Genomic DNA, 25,585 nt, shown 5'->3' on the forward strand with positions numbered 1-25,585 from the left:
GCGCGCGAATTGTGCCCGACCCCGATGCGAACCCTGCGCTCCCTGCTGGCCCTGATCACCGCCTGGCTGCTGTCCGGCGGCGCTGCCGCCTACCCGGGCGCGGACGCCGGCCCCAAGCCCTTCCAGCCGGCGCGTGGCCGTCCGGCGCCGCTGGCCGGGCTGAAGCTGCTGCCACCCACCGCGGTGTTCGACCGCCTGCGCGAGGCCGGCGTGCCGAGCAGCCAGTTCGCCTTCCACGTTCGGCGTGTCGATGCGCCGCGTGCCGTGGCCGCGCTGAACGACGAGCAGCCCATCGTGCTGGCCTCCACGGCCAAGATCGTCACCACGCTGGCCGCCCTGGACCTGCTCGGCCCGGAGCACCGCTGGACCACGCGAGCGCTGGCGCGCGGCGAGGTCGTCGACGGCCGGCTCGAGGGCGACCTGCTGATCGTCGGCGGCGGCGACGCCTCGCTCACGTCGGACGCGCTGCGGCGCTGGTTCGCCCGCCTGCAGGCCGACGGCCTGCGCGAGATCCATGGCGACATCGTGCTGGACCGGCTCGCCTTCCGGCTCAGCCCGGACGACCTGGCGCGCACGCCGCAGCCCGACCCGGAGCGCCCGCACCATGCCTGGCCCGACGCGCTGCCGCTGGACGCCGGCGTGCTGCGCGTGGTGGTCTCGCCGCAGGGCCAGGGCAAGGTGGCGCTGCGCATGCAGCCGGTGCTCGACGGCGTGCAGCTCGTGTCCGCCGTGGCCAGCGGGCCGGGCTGCCAGGCGCAGGCCGAGCTGGCCGGGCCGCTGACGCTCAAGGTGAGTGGCATGTTGGCGCCGGAGTGCGGCGAGCGGCGGGTCGAGCTGATGCCGCTGTCGCATGCCGAGTTCGGCGCCCGGGCGATCGCCGCGCTGTGGGTCGAGGCCGGCGGCACGCTGACCGGCCAGGTGGTCGAGCGCGGCGCGGCCGACGAGACCGCGGCGGATGCCACGCCGCTGGCCGTTCTCGAGTCCGAGCCGCTGCCGGCGCGTGTGCGCGAGATCAACAAGCTCAGCCACAACCTGCTGGCGCGCAACCTCTGGCTCACGCTCTCGCCCGAGTTCCCGCGGCGCAGCGCCACCAGCGCGGCGGCGCGCGAGCGGGTGCAGGCCTGGCTGCAGACGCAGGGGCTGAAGGCCGACGACATGGAGCTTGACACCGGCTCGGGGCTATCGCGCGGCGAACGCGCCCGCCCGCGTGCGCTGGCGCAGCTGCTGGCGCGGGCCTGGCGCGGGCCGCATGCGCAGGCCTTCGTCGCCTCGCTGCCGGTTGCCGGGGTGGACGGCACGCTGGCGCGGCGATTCCTCACCGGTCCGGCAACCGGCCATGCCTGGCTCAAGACCGGCAGCCTGCTCGACGCGCGGGCGCTGGCCGGCTACGTCAAGGGCCGCAGCGGCAAGGTCTACGCGCTGGCCGCGATGATCCACCACCCGGATGCGGCGGCCGCCGCGCCGGCGCTCGACACCCTGGTCGAGTGGATCGCCGAGAACGGCTGATTACTCCAGCAGGAAGCTGCGCGAGGCGGCGCCGAGCGCCGGCACCGGGCTGCTCTCGTCCTTCAGGGCCACGCCGCTGAGCCCGCGTGTGCGCGCCGCCTCCAGCAGCCAGGCGAGCCGGCGGGCGGCCTCGGGAACGGGGAGGCCCTCGGGCCGCACGTTCGAGATGCAGTTGCGCTCGGCGTCGCTGCGGCCGGGGCACGGCTCCCAGGTCAGGTAGATGCCCAGGCTGTCGGGCGAGCTGAGCCCGGGCCGCTCGCCGATCAGCACCGCCACCAGGCGGGCGCCGAGCGCCGCGCCGATCGGATCGCCGATCGCGACGCGGCCCTGCTCGACCAGCGCCACCGGTGCGAGCTGCCAGCCGGCGCCGAGCACCGGCAGCAACGCCGCCACCAGCGGCACGGCATGCCGTTCGACGGCCAGGGCGGAGAGGCCGTCGGCGATCACCAGCGCGAGGTCGGGCGGCGCGCCGCGCGGCAGCGCCGCCAGACGTTGCCGGGACGGCTCGTCGAGCCGGCGGCCCAGGTCCGGCCGCTGCAGGTAGATCGGTCGGTCGGCCGCGGCACTGTGCAGGCGCAGCGTGGGCAGGCCGAGCGCCGCCAGGCCTTGCTCGAGCGGGCCGAGTTCGAGCCGCCGGTGGACCGCATCGCGCGCCTGCGCATGCGCGAGCTGGAAGTCGAGCTGCGCGGCGGTCGGCTGGCTGACGCCGCTGCGCCCGAGCCCGATGCGCGCCGGCGTGTGCCGGCGCAGCGAGCACCAGGGCTGGGGAATCACGACCGGCTTGTCCATCGTGGCAGCCGGTTCAGCCGGCACGCTCGAGCAGCCCCGCCAGGCGGGCCGGCAGCGCGTCGGCCAGCCGGTCCGGCGCACCGGGCAGGGTGATCTGCATCGCCTCGAGCCAGCGCTCGAACTCCGGTGCCGGCCGAAGGCCGAGCACGCGGCGTGCATACAGCGCGTCGTGGAACGAGGTGCTCTGGTAGTTCAGCATCACGTCGTCGGCGCCGGGCACGCCCATCACGAAGCTGACCCCGGCCGCACCCAGCAGGGTGAGCAGGGTGTCGAGGTCGTTCTGGTCGGCCTCGGCGTGGTTGGTGTAGCAGATGTCGCAGCCCATCGTCAGGCCGAGCAGCTTGGCGCAGAAATGGTCCTCCAGCCCGGCGCGGATGATCTGCCGGCCGTCGTACAGGTACTCCGGGCCGATGAAGCCGACCACGCTGTTGACCAGCAGCGGCCCGAAGTGCCGCGCCACGCCGTAGGCGCGCGCCTCGATGGTCTGCTGGTCGCAGTCGTGGTGCGCCTGGGCCGAGAGGGCGCTGCCCTGGCCGGTCTCGAAGTACATGACGTTCGTGCCGCGCGTGCCGTCGTCGAAGCGCGCGCCGCGCTGCAGCGAGAGCGCGGCGGCCCGCGCTTCGCCGAGCAAGGCGAGGTCGATGCCGAAGCTGCGGTTGGTGCCCTCGGTGCCGCCGATCGACTGGAACACCAGGTCCACCGGCGCGCCGCGTTCGATGCACTGCAGGGTGTTGGTGACATGCGTGAGCACGCAGCTCTGGGTCGGGATGTCCCAGCGCCGGATCACCCCGTCGAGCATCTGCAGCAGGGCCGTGACCTGGGCGACGTTGTCGCCCGCCGGGTTGATGCCGATCACCGCGTCGCCGCTGCCGTGCAGCAGCCCGTCGAGCAGGCTGGCGGCGATGCCGGCGGGATCGTCGGTCGGGTGGTTGGGCTGCAGCCGGGTCGAGAGCCGGCCGGGCAGGCCGATGGTGCCGCGAAAGCGCGTCTGCACGCGGCACTTTCGTGCGACGAGGATCAGGTCCTGGTGGCGCATGATCTTGCTGACCGCCGCCGTCATCTCCGGGGTCAGGCCGGGCGCCAGCTCGGCGAGCATGGTGCCGTCCACCGCGTCGGACAGCAGCCAGTCGCGAAAGCTCCCGACGCTCAGGTGCGCCACCGGCGCGAACGCGGCGGCGTCGTGCGTGTCGATGATCAGCCGCGTGACCTCGTCGATCTCGTAGGGCACCACCGCCTCGTTCAGGAAGGTGGCCAGCGGCAGATCGGCCAGCACCTTCTGAGCGGCCACACGCTCCTCGGCGCTGCGCGCCGCGATGCCGGCCAGTTCGTCGCCCGAGCGCAGCGGCGTGGCGCGCGCCATCAGCGTGCGCAGGTCGTCGAAGACGTGGCGCGTGGCGCCGACGGTGTGCGCGTAGGCCATCGTGGTCGGTGAGGCTCAGGCCGTGGCCGCCAGCGACTCGCGGCGCCGGCGCGTGGCAAGTACGTAAGCGTAGCCCAGCACGCCGAGCACGACGAACAGCAGGGCGATGAGCGGGTTGTAGACGACCATCGTCGCCAGGCACACCAGCGCCGCGGCCAGTGCGAAGGCCGGGAACCAGGGGTACAGCGGCGCGCGGAACGGCCGGGCCAGTCCGGGCTCGCTGCGGCGCAGCTTGAACAGGCTGGCCATGCTGACGATGTACATCACGATGGCGCCGAACACGCTCATCGTCACGATGTTGGCGGTGAGGGTCTGGCCGCCGAAGCTGAACAGTTCGTCGCTGAAGATCGCCGCGATGCCGACCACGCCGCCGGCCAGCACCGCCAGGTGCGGCGTGTGGAAGCGCGGGTGCACGCGGCCGAAGGCGCCGGGCAGGAAGCCCGCGCGCGCGAGCGCGAAGATCTGGCGCGAGTAGCCAAGGATGATGCCGTGGAACGAGGCGATCAGCCCGAACAGGCCGAGCCACACCAGCATGTGCAGCCAGCCGCTGGATTCGCCGACGATCAGCTTCATCGCCTGTGGCAGCGGGTCGTTGATGTTGGAGAGCTTGGTCCAGTCGCCCGCGCCACCGGCGAACACCATCACGCCCACGGCCAGCGCCAGCAGGGTCAGGATGCCGGCGATGTAGGCGATCGGGATGGAGCGCTTCGGGTCCTTGGCTTCCTCGGCGGCCATCGCCACGCCCTCGATCGCGAGGAAGAACCAGATCGCGAACGGGATCGCCGCGAACATGCCCGGGATGGCCGCGGCACTGAAGCTGTCCTGCCCTGCCCAGCCGCCCTTGACGAAGTTGGCCACCGAGAATCCCGGCGACACGACGCCCATGAACACCAGCAGCTCGAAGATGGCGATCAGCGTGACCACCAGCTCGAAGGTGGCGGCGATCTGCACGCCGAGGATGTTCAGCGTCATGAACACCAGGTAGGCGCCGACGGCGACGAGTTTCGGGTCCAGCGCCGGGAACTGCACGTTCAGGTAGGAGCCGATCGCCAGCGCGATGGCCGGCGGCGCGAACACGAACTCCACCAGGGTGGCATAGCCGGCGATGTAGCCGCCGGTCGGCCCGAAGGCCCGCCGGCTGTATTCGAACGGGCCGCCGGCATGCGGGATCGAGGTGGTCAGCTCGGTGAAGCTGAAGATGAAGGTGGTGTACATCAGCGCGACGAAGCCCGCGGTGACGAGAAAGCCGAGCGTGCCGGCGCCGGCCCAGCCGTAGCTCCAGCCGAAGTACTCGCCCGAGATGACGAGGCCGACGGCGATGCCCCACAGCTGCCAGGTCGACAGCGACTTGTCCAGGCCCGGTGACGGGTTCGTGCTGCTCATGTTCATCCCTCCAAGGATCGAGGCAGCGCAAGAGGCAAGGCCCGTGCCGGCGGAATGCCGTCGCTCGGCACGCCGCCGGTGCCGGCGTGCACTGCGAACGATCAGCCCGACCCGGCGGCGAGCGCTTCCGTGCGGGCGAGACTGGGCATGGCGCTGATCGCGCCGGCCCCGGTGACGGAGAGTGCCGCGGCTGCGTTGGCCAGCAGCGCGGCGGTGTCCAGGTCCAGCCCGCGCGCGAGGGCCGCGGCCAGCGCGCCGGTGCAGGTGTCGCCGGCGCCGACGGTGTCGGCCACCGTCACGCGGTGGCCGGGGATGCGCCGCGGCGCCGTGCCCGGCCGCACCAGGCAGGCGCCGTGTTCGCCGAGCGTGACCAGCACCGTGCCGGTGCCGCGTGCGTGCAGGGCCTGGGCGGCGTCCTCCACCGGCACCGAGTCATCCATGCCGACGAGACCACGCAGCTCACCCTCGTTGGGGGTCAGCAGGTCGGTCAGCGCGAGCAGTTCGTTGGGCAGCGGCCGGGCGGGCGCCGGGTTCAGCACGGTCGTGACCCCGTGCGCGCGCGCGATGCGGAAGGCCGCCAGCGTGGCCTCGATCGGCACCTCGTTGGGGGCCATCACCACGCGCGCGGCGGCGATGGTGGCCTCGGCAGCCTGGGCATGTGACGGTCCGAGCCGGCCGCCGGCGCCGAGGTAGACGGCAATGCTGTTGTCGCCGCCCTCGTAGACGAGGATCTGCGCGACGCCGCTGCGCTCGCCGGCCGCCACCTCGACGTGGTTCGTGTCGATGCCTTCGCGGTGCCACAGGGCGAGCGCCATGCGGCCGAAGTCGTCGTCGCCGATGCGGGCGATCACCGCGACCTGCGCGCCTTGCCGCGCCGCCGCCACTGCCGCATTCGAGCCCTTGCCGCCCGGGCCGATCTCGAACTGCGAGGCGAGCAGGGTTTCGCCGCGGGCGATCGGCCGCGGCACCCTGGAGATGAGATCCGCGTTCCAGCTCGCCAGGCAGACGACGTCCATCACTTCGCTCCGTAGCCCATGGTCTGCGGCAGCCACAGCACGATCTGCGGGAAGCAGGTCATCGCCAGCAGCAGGGCCAGCAGCAGCACCAGGAACAGCCAGCCTTCTTTCATCATCGCGCCGATCGGGATGCCGGTCAGCGCCTTGGTGACGAACAGCAGCATGCCGAAGGGTGGGTGGATCAGGCCGATCATCATGTTCAGCACCACCAGCACGCCGAAGTGCACCAGGTCGATGCCGAGCGCCTTCACCGCCGGCAGCAGCATCGGCACGAAGACCAGCAGCAGCACCGAGACATCGAGGAAGCAGCCGAGCACCAGGAACAGCAGGTTCACGAGCAGCAGGAAGGCCAGCGGCGAGAGCTGCAGTGCATCGACCCAGCCGGCCAGCGCCTGCGGCACGCCTTCGGCCGTGAAGGCGTAGTTCAGCATGAACGAGCCGGCGAGGATCAGGGTGATCACCGCGCTGCCGCGCGCCGACTCGAGCACCACGCCGTAGAGCGTGCGCCAGGACAAGGCCCGGTAGACGACGCCAGCCAGGATCAGCGCATGCGCCGCGGCCACCGCGGCGGCCTCCGTCGGCGTGAAGGCGCCCGAGTAGATGCCGCCCAGCAGCACGATCGGCATCGACAGCGGCAGCGCGCCACGGAAGAGCACGACTGGCCACTCCGACAGCGGCACCGGCGCCTCGCGCGGCATGTGGCGCTTGGTGGCGATGTACTGCACCACGCCCATCATCAGCAGGGCCATCAGCACGCCGGGCAGCACGCCGCCGAGGAACAGCGCGCCCACCGAGGCGCCCGAGACCAGCGCGTAGATCACCATCGGGATCGACGGCGGGATGATGGGCCCGAGCGTCGCACTCGCCACCACCACCGCGCCGGCGAAGCCGGGCGAGTATTCGGGCTTCTTCAGCATCTGGCGGATCGTCACCAGGCCGGGGCCGGCCGCATCGGCGATCGCGCTGCCGCTCATGCCGGAGAAGATCACGCTGACCAGGATGTCCACCTGCGCCAGCCCGCCGCGCAGGCGGCCCACGAGGATGCGGCAGAAGTCGAAGATGCGCTCGCTCACCGTGCCGGCATTCATGATGTTCGCGGCGAACACGAACAGCGGCACCGCCAGCAGCACGTAGCTGTTGTACAGGCCGTTGCCGATCTGCTCGGCGGCGAGCCCGAGGTCCTGCCGCTTGACGGCGAGGTAGGCGATGCCCGAGGCGATCATCGCGAAGCCGATCGGCACGCGCATCAGCATGCCGCCGGAGAGCACGCCCACGAGGGCGAGGAGGGCGATGTTCATGCGGCGGGCACTCCCGCGTCTTCGAGCCCGCGGCCGCGCAGGGCCTCGAGCACGTTCCAGGCGCAGCGCAACGCGAGCGCGGCCAGCAGCGCGACGAAGGGAAGGAACACGAGGCTGAACGGCACGTTCAGCACTGGCGTGCCCTCGCGGGACATGAAGGTCACGTAGTCCCAGGTGGCGGGCAGCGCCCAGGCCGAGAGCCCGCCCACCATCAGGTTGCTCACGACCCGCATCACGCGGCGTGTTCGTCGCCCGGCGGCGTTCCACAGCAGGTCGAACATCACGTGTTCGCGTTCGGGCACGACGAAGGCCGCCGACCAGAGGATCACCCAGACGTAGAGCACCACGGCCATCTCGTCCGTCCAGGGCAGCGGCTTGCCGAAGCCGAAGCGCGCCACGATCTGCACCACGAAGACGAGGAACAGCGCAGCGAACAGCAGCGCGCCGAGCGCGCCGGCGCCGCGGCGGAGCAGGGCGAGCATGCCAGGCTACCGGGTCGCGTTGATGCGGTCGAGCAGGCCCTTGGGCCAGGCCTTGGCCATGTCGGAGCCCGCGTAGGCCGCCTGCACCGCCTTGCGGAAGGCCTCGACGTCCGGCGTCGAGACCTGCAGGCCCTGCTGCCTGAAGAAGTCGACGATCTGCGCCTCCTCCTTCAGTCGGTTCTCGTTGTTGAACGCGGCGGCGGCCTGCGCCGCTGCCCTGACCTTGCCCTGTTGCGCGGCCGACAGCGCGTTCCAGCTCTTGTTGGAGATCGAGATGAAGATGCCGTCCACCAGGTGGTTGGTCAGCACGATCTGCCTGGTGACCTCGTAGAACTTGGCTGCGCGCACCGAGGGCAGCGGGTTGTCCTGCCCGTCGATGGTGCCGGTCTTCAGGCCCAGGTAGACCTCGCCGAAGGCCAGCGGCGTGGCGGTGGCGCCGAGCGCCTCGCCGAGGAACAGCCACTCCTTGCTGCCGGGCATGCGCAGCTTCACGCCCTTGAGATCCGCCGGTGTCTTCACGTTGCGCGGCTCGCGCAGGTTGACCTGGCGGGTGCCGAGGTAGACGGTGGCCAGCGGCGTGACCTCCATCTTCTCGGCCACGAGCCTGAACAGCTCCTCGCCGATCGGCCCGTTGAACACCTTCTGCTGGTGCTCGGGGTCGCGGATGATGTAGCCGGCGGTGAAGATCGAGAACTCGGGCACCAGCTTGGCGATGTCGAAGGCCGAGATCGACGCCAGCTCGAGGTTGCCGCGCGCCATCGCGGCCGGCTCGGCGCCCTGCTTGAAGAGCGAGGCGTTCAGGTTGATCTGCACGTCGAACTCGCCCGGCGCGCTCTTCTCGAGCGAGTCCTTGAACACGGTCCACATCTTGGCGTGCCAGTCGTCCGGCACGGCCGGCGTTGAGATGCGCAGCGGGATCTTGCCCTGCGCCTGGGCCAGCGGCGTGAACGCGGCCAGCGAGAGCGCCAGGGCGGCCAGCAGGTGGCGGCGGGTCGGTCGGGTCATGGTTGTCTCCTTCGAGTTCGTCTCGGGGTCAGTCGATGGCCGGGTCGAGTGCGAGCGGCGCGAGTGCGGTCCGCAGGGCGGCGAGCCCCGCCGCATCCAGCCCCACCAGCGGCGCACGCACGCGCAGCCAGGCCGCGTCGTCGTGCAACGCGGCCATCACGCCCTTGAGCGCCGGGATCAGGGCATAACCGCCCAGCACGCGCAGCAGTCGTTCGATGCGTGCCAGCGCCGCCGGCGTCTGCGCGTCATCGGGCTGCAGCACCAGGCGGCGCACGGTGCGCGGCATGAAGTTGGCGAGGCCGCTGACGGCACCGGTGCTGCCGCGCCGGCCGAGCGCGGGCAGGTCCGGCTCGTGGCCGACATGCACCGTGAGACCGGGCATGAAGGCATCGGCCAGCGCCAGCGCGTGGGCGCGGTCGCCGGCGCTGTCCTTGATGCCGACGATGCTGCCCGGGTAGTGGCGCAGCAGTTCGGCGATCACCGCGTGCGAGAGGCCGAGGCCGGCCACCTGGGGGATGTGGTAGAGCATCACGCGCAGGCGCGGATCCACGCCTGCATCGCCGCTGCGATCCAGCACCCAGGCGTAGGCATCGACGATGCCCTGGTCCGTCACGCCCTTGAGGAAGAACGGCGGGAGCATCAGCACGCCCCAGGCGCCGACGGCGAGCGCGTGGCGGGTCAGCGCCAGGGTGTCGGGCAGCGCGGCGCAGCTCGTCGACACGAGGATGTTCGCGCCGGGCACGCCGCCGGCGACCAGCGCGTCCACCGCGGCGATGCGCTCGGCCACGCTGAACGACGGCCCCTCGCCGGTGGTGCCGAAGGGCGTGACGCCGCCGCAGCCGGCAGCCAGCAGGGCGCGGGCATGCGCGGCGAAGCGCAGGGGGTCGATCGAGAGATCGTCCTGCAGCGGGGTCAGCAGGGCCGGCCAGATGCCGGGCAGGGATGTGAGGGTCATGGTCAGCGGTCCGTGCGCGGCAGCGGCGGCCGCGGCAAGCCGAGCACGCGGCGCCGCGCACTCTCGATGTGATGGCCGAGGCGGCGCGCCACCTCGTCGGCATCGCGCGCGCGCAGCGCCTCGATGAACCAGAGGTGCTCTTCCATCGCCGGCAGCAGGGCGTCGTCCGACAGCGCCGAGCCTTCCAGTCGGATCAGCCGCACGCGCAGGCTGTTGATGCGGTAGGCCTCGGAGATCAGCTCGTTGCCGAGCGTGTCGATCATCAGGTCGTGCAGGCCCCAGTCGACCGTAGTGGCGTCGGTCAGCAGCGCATCGTCCACCGGGCCGCGCCGGGCGCGCTCGACGATGCGGCGGTGCGCATCCTCGATGGCTGCCAGGTCGGCCTCGGAGACCGCGCTGCAGAAATGGGTCGCCGCCTCGCGCTCGAGCAGGGCGCGGAACTGGAAGGCGTTGTTGATCAGCTTGAGGTCCACGTGCGCGATCTGCAGGCCGCGCTGCGGCACCGTGCGCAGCAGGCCCTCGGCCTCGAGCCGCGGGATCAGCTCGCGCACCGCGCCCAGCGGCATGCCCAGCAACTGCATCAGCTCGCGCTGCGAGACGAACTGCCCCGGCCGGATGTTGGCCTGCACGATCTGCTGCTGGAAGCTTTCGTAGGCGCGGGCGCGCAGGGAGCTGGCCATGCCGGGGCGTGTCGACAACGTGCTGACATGTTAGTTCGCATGTCAGTGGGTCGGATCAGGGCTAACCCGCGTCCGCGCCGGGTGCCGGCCGGCACGGCGGATTCGCGTAAACTCGCGCCCGCTGCGGGTGTAGTTCAATGGCAGAACGGCAGCTTCCCAAGCGTGCGACCTGAGAGTCGCGTCCGGCCAGCTGGGCCGGCCACACCGCTGATGCGATGAGCATCGTTCAAGTGTGGAAGAGCAGCCCTACGAGTGACCGTAAGGGGTCACATGGTCAGGTGAAAGCCTGATCGAAGCCGGCCGAAAGGCCGAAAGCCTCGGGAAACCGGGGTTGGGTTGTAAACGCGGCGCAAGCCGTGTGATGAGTTGTTGCTCAGGCGCGAGCCTGCATGCAACCGGGCGTTCAGCCGCCCGTAGCCTAGGTGCAGTGCGGGGTTGGTAACGACCCCGTGCCGAGCGCACCGACAACGTAGCCGCCCCTCTGGGGTACGCGGTAGCCGTGAGGTTTGCCGTGGGATTCTGGAAGTCGAAATCCGGATGAGGCGCAAGGCTGGGCCAAAGGGCCAACATCTGTGAATCGCTGATAAATGCCGTCAAGCTTGAACGAGCCAAAACGACTGACAGGCTCGAACCAAAACGGTACGTGACCGGTTGCCTCCCTGCTTGGTGGAGGCACGCTGACATGACGGTCACCGGCAGAAAGGCGAGGCCCTCCTGGCCCGTGCTCACCGCACGGAACAGGGTAAGCCCATAGCGGTGTCGCGCCGCAAGGCGCGACAAGCGGCGGTGTAAACTGCCGCGCATCTGTTGTGGGTAGAGGATCGCGGAAAAAGCGAAGGCCGGGCTGTAATGGTCCGGATAGGGGATGCAACGATTGCCCCGGCCCGAAAGGGCGCTGACTTCCGCTTGGTGGTCTGTCGCGAGACAGGTCTGAGTCCTACCGCCCGAAGGGTTGTCTGCCCTTCGGGGCAGACGTCCATCCTTCGGGACCGGGCGGGCGTAGCTCAATGGCAGAGCTGCTGCTTCCCAAGCAGCTGACGAGGGTTCGATTCCCTTCGCCCGCTCCATTTCAACGGAGGTTGATATGGACGCAAGCGATTGTGATGTCGCCTCCACCAACTGGTCGCACTGGCACGGGATACCGTGGCAGGACGCGCATCAGGTGGTCGGCAGGTTGCAGGCACGCATCGCGAACGCAGCAAAGGCAGGCGACTGGCGCAAGGCCAGGCGTTTGCAGAAGCTCCTGACCCGCTCCATCAGTGCGAAAGCGCTGGCGGTCAAACGGGTCACCGAGAACCAGGGTCGCAAGACCCCGGGCATCGACCGGCAGACTTGGAGTACTCCGGACGAGAAGTGGCAGGCCGTGCAGTCCTTGCAACACAAGGGCTACCAACCACGGCCGATGAGACGGGTCTACATCCCGAAAGCGAACGGTGATCGGCGCCCCCTGGGCATCCCCACCATGCGCGACCGGGCCATGCAGGCGCTGCACTTGCTGGCGCTCGACCCCACCGCCGAGACAACCGGCGACATCCACTCCTATGGTTTCCGCCGTGGGCGCTCAACGGCAGACGCGATCGAACAGGTGCGCAACGCACTTGGTCGAAAGCACTCGCCGAAGTGGGTGCTGGAGGCGGACATCAAAGGTTGTTTTGACAACATCAGTCACGACTGGCTGATCGCCCACGTCCCCACGGACAAGGGCGTATTGCGCAAGTGGCTGAAAGCCGGGTACTTCGAGGGGAACAACCTCTTCCCGACAGAGAGCGGGACACCGCAGGGCGGGATCATCTCGCCCGTGCTCGCGAATCTGGCATTGGACGGCCTGCAAGACGTGCTGGCGGGGCTCTTCCGCACGGTGCGCGAAGCACGGTCGGCCAAGGTCAACTTCGTTCGCTACGCCGACGACTTCATCATCACGGGCAGTTCACGCGAACTGCTGGAGGACCGGGTCAAACCGCTGGTGCAGGAATTCCTGCGAGAGCGCGGCCTGGAGCTTTCGGAGAAGAAGACGCTGGTCACGCATGTGACCGATGGCTTCGACTTCCTGGGGTGGACGGTCCGCTGGCAAGGCGGCATGCTGTTGACGAAGCCGTCCAGGAAGAACGCCAAGAACTTCCTGGCGAAGGTCCGCGGGACACTGCGGGACATGCGCACGAGCCGGCAGGCTGACGTGATCGACAAGCTCAACCCGGTGATACGGGGATGGGCTGGGTATCACCGAAGCCAGATGGCGACGCGCACGTTTGCGAAAGCCGACCACGCGATCTGGCAGGCGCTGTGGCGCTGGGCACGACGCCGGCATCCGAACAAGGGTGAACGGTGGATCAAGGCCCGGTACTTCCGGTGCATACAGGGTCGCGACTGGCGATTCGCGGAGAAGGACAAGGCGCTGCTGACCTTGGCGAGCTTCCACAAGAAGCCGCACATCAAGGTGGATGGCAGCCGGAATCCCTACAGCCCCGATGACGAGGACTACTTCGACGCGCGCCTCGCGCGCAAGATGGAGTCGGACTTGAAGGGGCGCCGGAAACTGGCATGGTTGTGGTACTGGCAGGACGGGCTCTGTCCGAAGTGCGGCCAGAAGATCACGAAGGAGACGGGGTGGCACATCCACCACGTCATCAAGCGGTCGGCTGGCGGGTCGGATCAGATGGGCAACCTTGAGTTGCTGCACCCGAACTGCCACCGGCAGCACCATGTCAACGAGTGAGCTTCACAAACACGAGGAGAGCGATGGCCAGTGAAGAAGAAGCCCGGGCAGTCCGACGTGACCTGCAACCCGTCGTCATCGACGGCGAGCGGGAAGCGCTGGAACGGCGGATGATGTGGGCGATCCTGTTCGATCATCCGGAGAAGGAAAGGCTCGCACGGCAACTGACGCCTGCGGCCAACTCGACGCTGGTTCTGAAGGATCCGAGTGAGTAAACTTTGCGGCGGCCGTCGTACCCGGGAGTGGGTGGACGGTTCAGGCTGCTTGAGCCGGATGCGGGGAAACCTGCACGTCCGGTTCTTAGGGGGGAGGGGTGCCGCGAGGCACCCCTCCTACCCGACTTCATACGAGGGTTCGATTCCCTTCACCCGCTCCAACATTCCCGGGCCGCTGATGCGGCCCTTTTTGCGGGCGCACGAACCGCGGAGCAGGGCGTGAACGGGCAGACGCTGCGGGTGCTGGTGGTGGAGCAGGGCGTGTCGGCCGGCCTGCCGGCGCGCGACGCGCTCGGGCCGCTGGAACTGCGGCGGGTGGCCGGCCTCGACGCTGCCGTGCAGGGGCTGGACGCCGGGCCGGTCGACGCACTGCTGCTCACCCTGCCGTGCGACGCGCTGGCATCACTGCCGGCCTGGCCGGCCTTCTCGCGCGCGGTGGCCGAAGCGGCGGTGCTGGTGGCCTGCGACGGCGAACCCGGGCTCGAGGCGGCGCTGCACCTGGTGCAGCTCGGCGTGCAGGATGTGCTGGCGCTCGACGCGTCCGCCCTGCCGCGCACGCTGCGCCTGGCCGTCGAGCGGCGCCGCCTGCAGGAGCTCAGCCGCAAGGCGCTCGGCACCGACCTGTTGACCGGCCTGCCCGACCAGGCCCAGCTCGCCGAGCAGCTCACGCAGTTGCTGGCGATGCGCGAGCGCCAGCCTGCCCCGATGGCCCTGCTGGCGGTCCGTCTGGACGGGCTGGCCGCCGCCGAGGCCCGGCTCGGGCGCGAATCGGCCAATGCGCTGCGGCGCAAGATCGCGGTGCGACTGCGCGTCGGCCTGCGCGCCGGCGACGTGGTGGCCGCACTCGGTGCCGACCTGCTGGCGGTGCTGCTGCCGCAGCTGCAGGACGTGCAGGATGCCGCCCGCGTGGCCGACAAGCTGCAAGAGGCGCTGCGTGCGCCGTTCGCAGTGGCCGGCGAGCAGGTGGCGATTGCCGCGGCCATCGGCGCGGCGCGGTACCCGCAGGACGGACGCGACGCCGCCACGCTGCTGCGCCTGGCCACCGGCCTGGCCGCCGCCGCCCCGACGCAGGGTCGCGGGGGCAGTGCTGCGCCGGCCGCTGCCAACGACGGCGCCTGACGCGCGGGGCTGACGCACGGGCCTCACGCAATCCGGCGCCCGATCCGGACAACCCGTCCGAGGGTTGTGGGGCCTGCGGCCGCGGCCGATCATGCGCCCGCCTCGTCACCACCGGAGACCGCCCATGGCACCCACCATCAGCCGCGAAACCGCGCAGACCCTGGCCGAGACCGTTGCCAAGGTCCGGCTGATCGACCAGCAGGACAAGAAGCTTCAGCCGCGCTACAAGCGCTTCTACGACGGGCTCAAGGCCGGCATCGCCGACCAGAGCACCGAGGAGATCGAGCTGTACCGGCCGCAGCTGGCGGCCGTGAACGACGAGATCGACGAGTGCCTGGCCACCGTGAAGGAGGCGCTCGACCTGATCGCGAAGCTGCGCAAGGACAAGGACCTGATGGAGACCAAGTTCGACCAGGTCGAACAGCTCGTCAAGGTGGTGGCCAAGACGCGCAAGAAGCTCACCGACCAGGCCAGCGACGCACGCGAGCTCGACAAGCAGGTGGACAAGGCGCTCGGCGACATCCGCAAGGGTGACGTCGCGATCGAGGGTGATCTCGGTGCGCTGCAGGCGCAGGTGAAGAACCTGATGGACAAGATCGTGGTCGTCAACACCGACACGCCCAAGCTCGAGCAGGCGGCGCGCAAGGCCTGGGAGCAGAAGAACCAGAAGGCGCTGACCGACGCGCGCGAGAAGCTGATCGCCTTCCTGAAGAACGGCACGACGGAGATCGGCCTGCGCGGCAAGCTGGAGAAGTTCAGGAAGCAGTACCCCGACCTCGACCGCGCCCGCAAGGCCGAGCTGCAGTGGATGTTCGACGACCTCGAGCGCGCGCGCGACAGCGTCGACCGCGTCGAGCGGCTCGTGAAGGAGCTGATCGCGCTCGGCCAGGTGCCCAAGGAGGAGAAGAAGGCGCCGCCGCCGCCGCCGAAGACCTTCAGCGTGGCGGAGGTGACCAAGATCGTCGCCGAGTTCGGGCTCGACACCGACAGCGTCGACCTGCGCGCCAAGGCGATGAAGATCATCAACTCCTGCCCCTTCGACGAATGGCCGAAGGAACTCGCCAAGCTCTACAAGGCCAAGGAGTCCGACCTGAAGGCCAGGCTCGGCAAGGTGCGCAACCTGTCGTTCGTGAAGCCGACGACGCTGATCGACATCTGAGCGGCTACTTCAGGATGTCGCCGAGGCAGAGGTACTTGATCTCGACATAGTCGTCGATGCCGTGGTGCGAGCCTTCGCGGCCCAGGCCCGACTGCTTGACGCCGCCGAACGGCACCTCGGTGGTCGAGATCAGGCCGGTGTTGATGCCGACCATGCCGTACTCGAGTGCCTCGCCGACGCGGAAGATGCGGCCCACGTCGCGGCTGTAGAAGTAGCTCGCGAGGCCGAACTCGGTGGCGTTGGCGGCCGCGATCACTTCGTCCTCGGTCTTGAAGCGGAACACCGGCGCCACCGGGCCGAAGGTCTCCTCCTTCGCGCACAGCATGTCGCCGGTGACGTTGGCCAGCACGGTGGGGGTGTAGAAGCGGTCGCCGATCTTCGAGCCGCCCACCACCACCCTGGCACCCTTGGCGAGCGCGTCGGCGACGTGGCGCTCGACCTTCTCGATGGCCTGCGCGTCGATCAGCGGACCCTGACTGACGCCGGCCTCGAAGCCGTTGCCGACCTTGATCCCCTTGGTCCTCTCGGCCAGCCTGGCGACGAAGGTGTCGTACACGCCGTCCTGCACGTAGAGCCGGTTGGCGCAGACGCAGGTCTGCCCGGCGTTGCGGTACTTGCTGATCATCGCGCCCTCGACGGCGCTGTCCAGGTCGGCGTCGTCGAACACGATGAAGGGCGCGTTGCCGCCGAGCTCGAGGCTGAGCTTCTTGATCGTCGGCGCGCATTGCGCGGCGAGGATGCGGCCCACCTCGGTGGAGCCGGTGAAGGACAGGTGGCGCACGATGTCGCTCGCGCACAGCACCTTGCCGACGGCGATCGAGTTGGGCCCGTCGGCGGTGATCACGTTCAGCACGCCGGCCGGCATGCCGGCACGCTGTGCCAGCTCGGCCACGGCCAGCGCCGACAGCGGCGTCTGCTCGGCCGGCTTGATGACCACCGGGCAGCCGGCCGCCAGTGCCGGCGCGACCTTGCGCGTGATCATCGCGATCGGGAAGTTCCACGGCGTGATCGCCGCGCACACGCCCATCGGCTGCCTGATGACGAGATACCGCTTGTTGTTGTCGGTGGTCGGGATGGTCTCGCCGTAGACGCGGCGGGCTTCCTCCGCAAACCACTCGATGAAGCTCGCGCCATAGCTGACCTCGCCCTTGGCCTCGGCCAGCGGCTTGCCCTGCTCGGCGGTCATGATGCGGGCCAGATCGTCGGCGTGCTGGTGCAGCAGGTGGAACCACTTCATCAGGATCGCGCCGCGCTCCTTGGCGGTCTTGGCGCGCCAGGCCGGCCAGGCCTTCTCGGCGGCCTTGAGCGCGGCCTCGGTCTCGGCGGCGCCGAGGTTGGCCACGTCGACGAGCTTCTGGCCGGTGGCCGGGTCGGTCACGGCGAAGCGGGCCGCCCCACCCACCCATTCGCCGTTGACCAGTGCGTTGTTCTTCAGCAGCGAGGCATCGGCCAGCGTGGCCAGCGGCGTGGTCTTCATGTCCATCTGAGTTCTCCGGGGGAATCAGCGAAAGCGTACACCGGGCAGCACGCAGAGCATCTCGTAGAGCAGATTGGCCCCGAGCAGCGCGGTGTTGCCGGTGGGGTCGTAGGGCGGGCTGACTTCGACCAGGTCGGCACCCACCACGTTCAGCCCGCGGCAGCCGCGGATCACCTCGAGCGCCTGCGGCACCGTGAGGCCGCCGATCTCCGGCGTGCCGGTGCCGCCGGCGTACGACGGGTCGATGCCGTCGATGTCGAAGCTCAGGTACACCGGGTGGGTCGGGCCGATGCGCTCGCGCACACCGGCCATCAGCGGGGCCAGCGACTGCCACCAGACCTCGTGTGCCGGCACGACGGTGAAGCCCTGGGCGCGCGGCCAGTCGAAGTCGTCGGCCGCGTAGCCGGTGCCGCGCAGGCCGATCTGCCAGACCTTGTCGCCCGCGAGCAGGCCTTCCTCGACCGCGCGGCGAAACGGCGTGCCGTGCGCGATGCGCTCGCCGAACATCTCGTCGTTGACGTCGGCGTGCGCGTCCACGTGCACCAGCGCCACCGGGCCATGCCGCTTGGCCACCGCGCGCAGGATGGGCAGCGCGATGGTGTGGTCGCCGCCGAGCGTGAGCGGCTTGCAGTTCGCCGCCAGCACGCGCTCGTAGAAGGCCGTGATGATGGCCAGCGACTTGTCGAGCGAGTAGGTGTTGATCGGCACGTCGCCGAGGTCGGCCACCTGCAGGGTGTCGAAGGGCGCGGCGCCGGTGGCCATGTTGTAGGGCCGCAGCAGCGCGGACTCGGCGCGGATCTGGCGCGGGCCGAAGCGCGCGCCCGGGCGGTGGCTGGTGCCGATGTCCAGCGGCACGCCGATGAAGGCGGCGTCCAGGCCCGCGGGCGACTCGGCCGCGGGCAGGCGCATCATCGTCGCGGGCCCGCCGAAACGCGGCATCGCATTGCCCGACAGGGGCTGGTTCTTCTCGCTCATGTCAGCGCCGGCGGCCGCGCAGCCATTCGAGCGCCAGCAGCAGCGCGGTGGTGAAGATGATGAGCAGCGTCGCGACCGCCGCGATGGTCGGTGTGATGTTCTCGCGGATGCCGGTGAACATCTGACGCGGCAGGGTCACCTGGTCGGGGCCGGCGAGGAAGAGCGTGACCACCACCTCGTCGAACGAGGTCGCGAAGGCGAACAGCGCGCCGGAGACGACGCCGGGGGCGATCACCGGCAGCGTCACGCGGAAGAAGGTGTTCAGCGGGCTCTCGCCGCAGGAGAGGCTCGCGCGCACCAGGTTGTGGTTGAAGCCCTGCAAGGTGGCCAGCACGGTGGTCAGCACGAAGGGCGCGCCGAGCGCGGCGTGCACGATCACGAGGCCGAGGTAGCTGTCCGCCAGGCCGAGCGGCGCGAAGAACAGGTAGGTGCTGACGCCCACCACGATGATCGGCACGACCATCGGCGCGATCAGCAGGCTCATCAGCGTGCCCTTGAACGGGAAGTCGGTGCGTGCGAGGCCCACGGCCGCCATCGTGCCGAGCGCGGTGGCAATCAGCGTGGCCGCCGGCGCGACGATGAAGCTGTTCTTCGCCGCGCGAATCCACTCCGGCGAGCCGAACAGGTTCTCGTACCAGCGCAGCGACCAGCCGGGGATCGGGTAGGCCAGGAAGGAGGAGTTGCTGAACGACAGCGGGATGATCACGAGGATCGGCAGCAGCAGGAACAGCAGCACACCGATGCAGGCCAGGCGCAGGGCCCACCAGCCCAGCTTGTCCAGCGGCGTCGCGTAGGCCGGGAACTCCGGCAGCCAGCGTTGCAGGGTGTTCATCCCAGGCTCAGCTCCGATTTGACGACGCGGCGGTACAGGCCGTAGAGGATCAGCGTGGCCACCAGCAGGATCGCGCCGAGCGCCGCCGCCATGCCCCAGTTGACCGTGACGTTGGCGTACTGCGCCACGTAGTAGCTCAGCATCTGGTCGTCGGCGCCGCCGAGCAGGGCAGGGGTCACGTAGTAGCCGATGCTCAGGATGAAGACCAGCAGCGCACCGGCGCCGATGCCCGGGTAGGTCTGCGGCACGTAGACGCGGAAGAACGCGATCAACGGCGGCGAGCCCAGCGAAATCGCTGCGCGCAGGTAGGTCGGCGGCACGCTCTTCATCACGCTGTACAGCGGCAGGATCATGAAGGGCAGCAGGATGTGCGTCATCGCGATCACGACGCCGGTGCGGTTGAACAGCAGCTGCAGCGGCTCGGCGATCACGCCCAGCCCCATCAGCGCGCCGTTGACCAGGCCGCCGTTCTGCAGCAGCACGATCCAGGCCGCGACGCGCACGAGGATCGAGGTCCAGAACGGCACCAGCACCAGGATCATCAGCACGTTGGCCTGGCGCGCCGGCAGGATGCTCAGCCAGTAGGCGAGCGGGTAGCCGAGCAACAGGCACCACAGCGTGACGATGGCGCTGATGCCGAATGTGCGCGCCAGGATGCGGCCGAACACCTGCTGGTCTTCGGGCATGCGCTCGATGCGCCCCGTGGCGTCGCGCCGGAAATCGAGCGAGGCGAGCAGGTAGTCGCCGGTCCAGCGTGCGCCGTTCTTGGCGATGGCCTGCCAGTACTTCGGCTCGGCCCAGCGTTCGTCGAGCGCGAGCAGCCTGGCCTTGGCGTCGGCCGCGTTGGCGGCCTCCACCGGCAGCGCGCGGTGCAGGCCCATCACCAGCGAACGCGCGCCGGCGACTTCGGAGTTGAGGCGCCGCGCCAGCGCGCCGGCATCGGCGGCATCGGGCAGCGCGGAAAGGTCCTGGATCACCGCGGCGTAGGCCGCATCGGGGGGCGTGCCCTCGCGGTTCCAGGGGTCGAGCGCCACCACGGTGCGTGGCAGCGCGTTGGCCACCTCCGGGTTCTCGATCGCACGCTTGAGCAGCACCGCGATCGGCACCAGGAAGGTGGCCAGCAGGAACACGAGCAGCGGCAAGGTCAGCGCGAAGGCGCGCAGCTTGCGGCGCCGCTCGGCCCGCGCGAGCGAGCGCTGCAGCGCCCGAGGGTCGGGGAGGCCCGCCAGGGGCGCCGCCATGCTCGTCATCGCGCGTTCCTCGCTGCGCTTACTGCGCCGCCCAGGCCGCGAAGCGCTTCTCCAGCTCCTCGCCCTGGTCGGCCCAGAACTTGATGCTGAACTGCAGCGCGTCCTTCGAGTTGGCCGGCGAGGTGGGCAGGTTCTCCAGCACCTTGGCGTCGAGCTTGGCCAGCGCCTTGGTGTTGGTCGGGCCGTAGGCGATGTTCTTCGCGTATTCGGCCTGGGCTTCCGGCGTGCTGGCGAAGGCGATGAACTTCATCGCCGCGTCCTTGTTCGGCGTGCCCTTGGGGATGACCCAGTAGTCGAGGTCGTAGATGCCGCCGGTCCAGGTGATCTTCAGGTTCTTGCCTTCGCGGTTGGCGGCGTCGATGCGGCCGTTGTAGACCGTGCTGAGCACCACGTCGCCGGCGACGAGGAACTGCGGCGGCTGCGCCCCGGCTTCCCACCATTGGATGTTCGGCTTGAGCTCGGTGAGCTTCTTGAACGCGCGGTCGGCGCCTTCCTTCGTGCCCAGCACCTTGTAGACGTCGGCGGACTTGACGCCATCGGCCATCAGCGCGAACTCGAGGTTGTAGCGCGCGCCCTTGCGCAGGCCGCGCTTGCCGGGGATCTTCTTGGTGTCCCAGAAGTCGGCCCAGGTGACGGGCGCGGTCTTCAGCTTGTCGCCGTTGTAGGCCATCACGGTGGACCAGACGAAGATGCCGACGCCGCAGTCGCTCACGGCCGCGGGCAGGAAGTCGCTCTTGGGCGCGATCTTCGAGTAGTCGAGCTTCTCGAACAGGCCTTCGTCGCAGCCGCGCGCCACGTCGGGCGACTCGACCTCGACCACGTCCCAGGTGACCTTCTTGGTCTCGACCATGGCCTTCACCTTGGCCTGCTCGCCGTTGTACTCGACCGGCACGATCTTCGTGCCCGTCTTCTCGAAGGGCTCGTAGAAGGCCTTCTTCTGCGCGTTGCCGTTGGCGCCGCCGAAGTTGACGACGGTCAACTGCTGGCCGACGGCCGGCAGCGCGAAGCTGGCGGCGATCACGGCGGTGGCGAGGATGCTCTTGTTCATCGTGGTGAGTCTCCGGAAGTGGAGGGTGAGAGAAATGGTCAGCGGTAGATGCGGGTGAACTCGGGCGGGAACTCCAGCCAGACGGCATCGCCGGGGCGCGGCACGCTGCCTTGCTGCAGCGGCAGCTTCACCGTGGCCTCCGCCTGGCCGTCGCCCACCGCGCACAGCAGGCGCAGGTGGTCGCCGAAGTAGATCACGTCGGCCACCTGCGCCTGCAGCACGTTGGCGCGCTCGCTCGGGGCGGCGGCATGCAGCACGATGCGCTCGGGCCGCACGCTGGCCTGCACCTTGTCGCCCACCTGCGCGTCGTTCACGTTCAGGCCGGTGATCACGCGGCCGTCGGGCAGCACGATGCCGCAGTGGTCGTTGGCGCCGTTCACGCCGCTGGCGCGCACCGTGCCCTCGAGCACCGTGCTGTCGCCGATGAAGCCGGCCACGAAGCGGTTGCGCGGCTGCTCGTAGATGCGCTCGACGGCCTCGATCTGCTGGATCTCGCCGTCGTTGAACACCGCGACGCGGTCGCTCATGGTCAGCGCCTCGTCCTGGTCGTGCGTCACGTAGACGAAGGTCACGCCGAGCTGGCGATGCAGTTCCTTCAGCTCGATCTGCATGTGCTCGCGCAACTGCTTGTCGAGCGCGCCCAGCGGCTCGTCCATCAGCACCAGCTGCGGGTTGAAGACGAGCGCGCGGGCCAGCGCCACGCGCTGCTGCTGGCCGCCGGAGAGCTGCCCGGGCAGGCGGTCGGCCTTGCCGTCGAGCCGCACCATCGCGAGCGCCTTCTCGACGCGTTGCGCCTGCTCCGCCTTCGGCACCTTGCGCACCGTCAGCGGGTAGGCCACGTTCTGCCCGACCGTCAGGTGCGGGAACAGCGCGTAGTTCTGGAACACCATGCCGAAGTGGCGCTTGTGCGGCGGCGTGCGCGTGATCGGCTTGCCGTCGAGCAGGATCTCGCCGGCGGTGGGCGATTCGAAGCCCGCCAGCATCATCAGCGTGGTCGTCTTGCCCGAGCCCGAGGGCCCCAGCAGCGTCAGGAACTCGCCGCGCCGGATGTCCAGGTCGAGCGAGCGCACGACGAGCTGCACGCCGTCGTAGGTCTTCTGCACGCCGCGGAAGCGGACCAGCGGTTCGGCAGCCGATGCCGCCGCATCAAGCGGTCGCCGCGGAGCCGGCTCCGCCGGTCCGCTGGCGGCGCCCCCCTGGGGGGGAGCGCCGGAGGCGCTACGGGGGGGATTCATGGCCATCAGCGGACGGCCGCGAAGCTGTCGGCGATGATGCGCAGGCCTTCGTCCAGCAGCGCATCGGAGGCCGTCAGCGGCACCAGCACGCGGATCACGTTGCCGTAGGTGCCGCAGGACAGCAGCACGAGGCCGCGGCGTGCCGCTTCGGCGACGACCTGGCGGGTCAGCTCGGCATCGGGGGTCCTGGTGCCCGGCTCGAACAGTTCGACCGCCACCATCGCGCCCAGGCCGCGCACGTCGCCGATCGCCTTGTGGTCGCGGGCGATCTGCTGCAGCGCCGCGACCAGCCGGGCACCGACCGCCCGGCTGCGCGCGAGCAGCTGCTCGTCCTCGAAGGCCTTCAGCACGGCAATGGCCGCGGCGCAGCCGATCGGCGAGCCCGCGTAGGTGCCGCCCAGGCCGCCGGGCGCCGGCGCGTCCATCACCTCGGCGCGCCCGACCACACCGGAGATCGGAAAGCCGCCGGCCAGCGACTTGGCGGTGGTGATCAGGTCCGGGGCCACGCTCCACTGCTCGCAGGCGAACCAGGTGCCGGTGCGGCCGGCGCCGGTCTGCACCTCGTCGGCGATGAGCAGGATGCCGTGTTTATCGGCGAGCTTCTTCAGGCCGACGACGAACTCGTCCGGCGCGACGTAGAAGCCGCCTTCGCCCTGCACCGGCTCGAGGATGAAGGCGGCGACGCGGCTGGCCTCGATGTCGTTCTTGAAGATCGTCTCGACCGACTCGAGCGCGCGCTCGACGCTCACGCCGTGCAGCGGGTTCGGGAACAGGGCGTGGAACACTTCGCCGGGGAAGGGGCCGAAGCCGGTCTTGTACGGCGCGACCTTGCCGGTCATGCCGAGCGTCATCAAGGTGCGGCCGTGGTAGCCCCCGGTGAAGGCGACGATGCCGGGCCGGCCGGTGTGCGCGCGGGCGATCTTGACGGCGTTCTCCACCGCCTCGGCGCCGGTGGTCAGGAACAGCGTCTTCTTCGGGAACTGCCCCGGGGCCAGCGCGTTCAGCCGCTCGGCCAGTTCGACGTAGGGCTCGTAGGCGACCACCTGGAAGCAGGTGTGGGTGTAGAGGTCGAGCTGGGCCTTGACCGCATCGATCACGCCCGGGTGCAGGTGGCCGGTGTTCAGCACCGCGATGCCGCCGGCGAAATCGATGTAGCGCTTGCCCTCCACGTCCCAGAACTCGGCGTTCTTCGCGCGGGCGATGAAGATCTGGTGCGCCTGGCCCACGCCGCGCGGCACGGCGGCATGGCGGCGCGCCATCAGGGCGGCGTTGGTCGATGTCGTGGGCTGGGGGTCGCGCTGCAAGGTTCTCTCCGGGCTGGGGACGGGCGCAACTCTAGGCGCCGGGCCCGGGCGCTACCATGTACACAGATCATCGCGCCGCATCGCACTGTGCAGGCGGCGCCCCCTGTACAGGAAAGCCCTAGGTTGGGGCGCCGCAGCCGGCTCGGCACCGGGCTCGTGCGTGCTCCCCCAAGACGATGCTGATCCTCAAGCCCGAATCGACCATCCCGCTGGTCAGCCAGATCGTGGACGGCCTGCGCCGCATGATCGCCGACCAGTCGCTCAAGCCGGACGCGAAACTGCCCTCGATCCGCGCCTTCGCAGCGGCCCATGGCGTCAGCGTGTTCACGGTGGTGGAGGCCTACGACCGGCTGGTGGCGCAGGGCTGGCTGGTGTCGCGCGCGCACGCGGGCTTCTTCGTCAAGCGCCGGCCGGGCGACGCCCCGGCACCGGGCGAACCGCCGGCCGCCGACCTGAACTTCGATGCGCGCTGGTACCTGAAGCAGATCTTCGAGAGCCGCAACCTGCCGATCAAGGCCGGCTGCGGCTGGCTGCCGCACGACTGGCTGTTCGAGGACGGCGTGCGCCGCAGCCTGCGCCAGCTCGCCACCGACGGTGCCGAACTCGGCGGCTACGGTTCGCCGCACGGCCACATGGCCTTGCGCGCGCTGATCGCCGAGACGCTCTCGGAGCAGCAGATCGCCGTCACCGCCGAGCAGGTGCTCTTGACGCAGGGCAGCAGCCAGGCGCTCGACCTGGCCGCGCGCCACCTCGTCAAGCCCGGCGACGCGGTGCTGGTGGACGACCCCGGCTACCCGAACCTGATGTTCATGCTGCGCCACCTGGGCGCGCGCCTGGTCGGCGTGCCGCGCACGCCGCAGGGCTACGACGTCGCGGCCCTGGAGGCGCTGATCGTCGAGCACCGGCCGAGCGTGTTCTTCACCCAGCCGCGCCTGCAGAGCCCGACCGGCTCGGTGGCGCCGATCGCGCAGCTCTACCGCGTGCTGCAGCTGGCCGAGGCGCACGGCCTGACGCTGGTGGAGAACGACCTGTACGCAGACATGGACCCGCTGCAGCGCCCGTCGCTCGCGAGCCTGGACCAGCTCCGGCGGGTCATCCACGTCGGCAGCTTCTCCAAGACCATCTCGCCCAACCTGCGGGTCGGCTTCCTGGCCACGGCACCGGCCACGCTGGAGGCCCTGACGCAGCTCAAGATGGTGTCCGGGCTGACCAGCTCCGACATCACCGAGCGCATCGCCTTCGGCGCGCTGACCGAGGGACGATGGCGCAAGCACCTGAAGTCGCTGCGCGACCGATTGGCCGAGTCGCATGGGCGCGTTGCGCAGCGGCTCACCGGCCTGGGCTTCGAGCTGTTCGGCGAGCCCAAGGCCGGCATGTACCTGTGGGCCCGGCACCCGGACCTGACCGACGCGGCCGAGCTCTCGCGCCAGGTGGCCGGCGAAGGCGTGATGCTGGGCCCGGGCCACCTGTTCCTGGCCCAGCCGCGCACCACCGGCTGGCTGCGCTTCAACGTCGCCTTCAGCGAGGACGAGCGGCTGTGGAACGTGCTGGCCGCGCAGATTGCCAGCCATGCCCAGCAGGCGCAGGGCTGACACGGAGCCCCCACGCTCACTGCATTCGCTGCCCCCCCGAGGGGCGCAAGCCTTCCGTGGGACGGCCCGGCGGGAGGCTTGGGAGGCCCCGCCTTTCTATAATCGAAAGTTCCGCCGATTCAAGCACTTAGA

At 70.0% G+C, this 25,585-nt stretch carries 22 protein-coding genes and 1 tRNA gene; 7 read left to right on the plus strand and 16 right to left on the minus strand.

The window, feature by feature from the left end:
* Positions 1-24: 24 nt before the first annotated feature.
* On the plus strand, positions 25-1,506 hold the full coding sequence (gene dacB, locus D9C15_RS10150; RefSeq protein WP_164886702.1) for a D-alanyl-D-alanine carboxypeptidase/D-alanyl-D-alanine endopeptidase: 1,482 nt from the start codon (positions 25-27) through the stop codon (positions 1,504-1,506).
* Here the strand turns inward: dacB and eutC are convergent, their stop codons facing one another.
* From eutC to D9C15_RS10195, 9 genes are all read right to left on the minus strand, one after another.
* The gene (eutC, locus tag D9C15_RS10155; protein ID WP_127997332.1) at positions 1,507-2,295 is read right to left on the minus strand and encodes an ethanolamine ammonia-lyase subunit EutC; all 789 of its coding nucleotides are present in this window, start codon (positions 2,293-2,295) and stop codon (positions 1,507-1,509) included. It lies immediately after the preceding gene.
* 13 nt (positions 2,296-2,308) lie between these two features.
* Positions 2,309-3,715: an ethanolamine ammonia-lyase subunit EutB gene (locus D9C15_RS10160; RefSeq protein WP_127997333.1), complete on the minus strand. Its 1,407-nt coding sequence runs from the start codon at positions 3,713-3,715 to the stop codon at positions 2,309-2,311.
* Positions 3,716-3,730: 15 nt separating this feature from the next.
* Positions 3,731-5,104, minus strand: a complete 1,374-nt coding sequence (gene eat, locus D9C15_RS10165; protein WP_127997334.1) for an ethanolamine permease — start codon at positions 5,102-5,104, stop codon at positions 3,731-3,733.
* Positions 5,105-5,199: 95 nt separating this feature from the next.
* Positions 5,200-6,114 carry a ribokinase gene (locus D9C15_RS10170; protein ID WP_127997335.1) on the minus strand — a complete coding sequence of 305 codons (915 nt, stop codon included), beginning with the start codon at positions 6,112-6,114 and terminating at the stop codon, positions 5,200-5,202.
* Positions 6,114-7,412, minus strand: coding sequence for a TRAP transporter large permease (locus tag D9C15_RS10175; RefSeq protein ID WP_127997336.1), 1,299 nt, complete (start codon positions 7,410-7,412; stop codon positions 6,114-6,116). Before D9C15_RS10175 ends, D9C15_RS10170 begins: the two co-directional genes overlap by 1 nt.
* Positions 7,409-7,894, minus strand: a complete 486-nt coding sequence (locus tag D9C15_RS10180) for a TRAP transporter small permease (protein ID WP_127997337.1) — start codon at positions 7,892-7,894, stop codon at positions 7,409-7,411. Before D9C15_RS10180 ends, D9C15_RS10175 begins: the two co-directional genes overlap by 4 nt.
* A 6-nt stretch (positions 7,895-7,900) precedes the next feature.
* Positions 7,901-8,899, minus strand: coding sequence for a sialic acid TRAP transporter substrate-binding protein SiaP (locus D9C15_RS10185; RefSeq protein WP_127997338.1), 999 nt, complete (start codon positions 8,897-8,899; stop codon positions 7,901-7,903).
* A 28-nt stretch (positions 8,900-8,927) separates the two neighbouring features.
* Entirely contained in the window at positions 8,928-9,854 is a 927-nt protein-coding gene (locus tag D9C15_RS10190; protein ID WP_127997339.1) for a dihydrodipicolinate synthase family protein, read from the minus strand.
* A 2-nt stretch (positions 9,855-9,856) separates the two neighbouring features.
* Positions 9,857-10,534 carry a GntR family transcriptional regulator gene (locus tag D9C15_RS10195; RefSeq protein ID WP_127997340.1) on the minus strand — a complete coding sequence of 226 codons (678 nt, stop codon included), beginning with the start codon at positions 10,532-10,534 and terminating at the stop codon, positions 9,857-9,859.
* Between the two features lie 993 nt (positions 10,535-11,527).
* Between D9C15_RS10195 and D9C15_RS10200 the strand changes: the two genes are divergently transcribed.
* From D9C15_RS10200 to D9C15_RS10220, 5 genes are all read left to right on the plus strand, one after another.
* Positions 11,528-11,601: transfer RNA gene (locus D9C15_RS10200), tRNA-Gly, on the plus strand.
* A 17-nt stretch (positions 11,602-11,618) separates the two neighbouring features.
* Positions 11,619-13,247: a group II intron reverse transcriptase/maturase gene (gene ltrA / locus D9C15_RS10205; protein WP_127997341.1), complete on the plus strand. Its 1,629-nt coding sequence runs from the start codon at positions 11,619-11,621 to the stop codon at positions 13,245-13,247.
* A 23-nt stretch (positions 13,248-13,270) separates the two neighbouring features.
* Positions 13,271-13,462 carry a hypothetical protein gene (locus D9C15_RS10210; protein ID WP_127997342.1) on the plus strand — a complete coding sequence of 64 codons (192 nt, stop codon included), beginning with the start codon at positions 13,271-13,273 and terminating at the stop codon, positions 13,460-13,462.
* 219 nt (positions 13,463-13,681) lie between these two features.
* Positions 13,682-14,581: a GGDEF domain-containing protein gene (locus tag D9C15_RS10215; protein WP_127997343.1), complete on the plus strand. Its 900-nt coding sequence runs from the start codon at positions 13,682-13,684 to the stop codon at positions 14,579-14,581.
* A gap of 124 nt (positions 14,582-14,705) precedes the next feature.
* Complete coding sequence (locus tag D9C15_RS10220) at positions 14,706-15,740, plus strand: hypothetical protein (RefSeq protein WP_127997344.1); 1,035 nt, start codon at positions 14,706-14,708, stop codon at positions 15,738-15,740.
* Between the two features lie 4 nt (positions 15,741-15,744).
* On the opposite strand, the gene D9C15_RS10225 is transcribed toward D9C15_RS10220, so the two are convergent.
* From D9C15_RS10225 to gabT, 7 genes are all read right to left on the minus strand, one after another.
* The gene (locus D9C15_RS10225) at positions 15,745-17,223 is read right to left on the minus strand and encodes an NAD-dependent succinate-semialdehyde dehydrogenase (protein ID WP_127997345.1); all 1,479 of its coding nucleotides are present in this window, start codon (positions 17,221-17,223) and stop codon (positions 15,745-15,747) included.
* 18 nt (positions 17,224-17,241) lie between these two features.
* The gene (gene speB / locus D9C15_RS10230) at positions 17,242-18,192 is read right to left on the minus strand and encodes an agmatinase (protein ID WP_127997346.1); all 951 of its coding nucleotides are present in this window, start codon (positions 18,190-18,192) and stop codon (positions 17,242-17,244) included.
* A gap of 1 nt (position 18,193) precedes the next feature.
* The gene (locus D9C15_RS10235; RefSeq protein ID WP_127997347.1) at positions 18,194-19,024 is read right to left on the minus strand and encodes an ABC transporter permease; all 831 of its coding nucleotides are present in this window, start codon (positions 19,022-19,024) and stop codon (positions 18,194-18,196) included.
* Positions 19,021-20,265: an ABC transporter permease gene (locus tag D9C15_RS10240; RefSeq protein ID WP_127997804.1), complete on the minus strand. Its 1,245-nt coding sequence runs from the start codon at positions 20,263-20,265 to the stop codon at positions 19,021-19,023. The genes D9C15_RS10235 and D9C15_RS10240 overlap by 4 nt, the downstream gene beginning before the upstream one ends.
* 28 nt (positions 20,266-20,293) lie before the next feature.
* Positions 20,294-21,322, minus strand: coding sequence for an ABC transporter substrate-binding protein (locus D9C15_RS10245; protein WP_127997348.1), 1,029 nt, complete (start codon positions 21,320-21,322; stop codon positions 20,294-20,296).
* Positions 21,323-21,360: 38 nt separating this feature from the next.
* On the minus strand, positions 21,361-22,425 hold the full coding sequence (locus D9C15_RS10250; protein ID WP_240668360.1) for an ABC transporter ATP-binding protein: 1,065 nt from the start codon (positions 22,423-22,425) through the stop codon (positions 21,361-21,363).
* Positions 22,426-22,562: 137 nt separating this feature from the next.
* Entirely contained in the window at positions 22,563-23,816 is a 1,254-nt protein-coding gene (gene gabT / locus D9C15_RS10255) for a 4-aminobutyrate--2-oxoglutarate transaminase (protein WP_205854786.1), read from the minus strand.
* A gap of 221 nt (positions 23,817-24,037) precedes the next feature.
* Between gabT and D9C15_RS10260 the strand changes: the two genes are divergently transcribed.
* Complete coding sequence (locus tag D9C15_RS10260; protein ID WP_127997351.1) at positions 24,038-25,453, plus strand: aminotransferase-like domain-containing protein; 1,416 nt, start codon at positions 24,038-24,040, stop codon at positions 25,451-25,453.
* The last annotated feature ends 132 nt before the right edge of the window (positions 25,454-25,585 follow it).

The sequence above is a fragment of the Piscinibacter defluvii genome (genome assembly GCF_004011805.1).
In the GTDB taxonomy this organism is placed as follows: domain Bacteria; phylum Pseudomonadota; class Gammaproteobacteria; order Burkholderiales; family Burkholderiaceae_C; genus Piscinibacter; species Piscinibacter defluvii.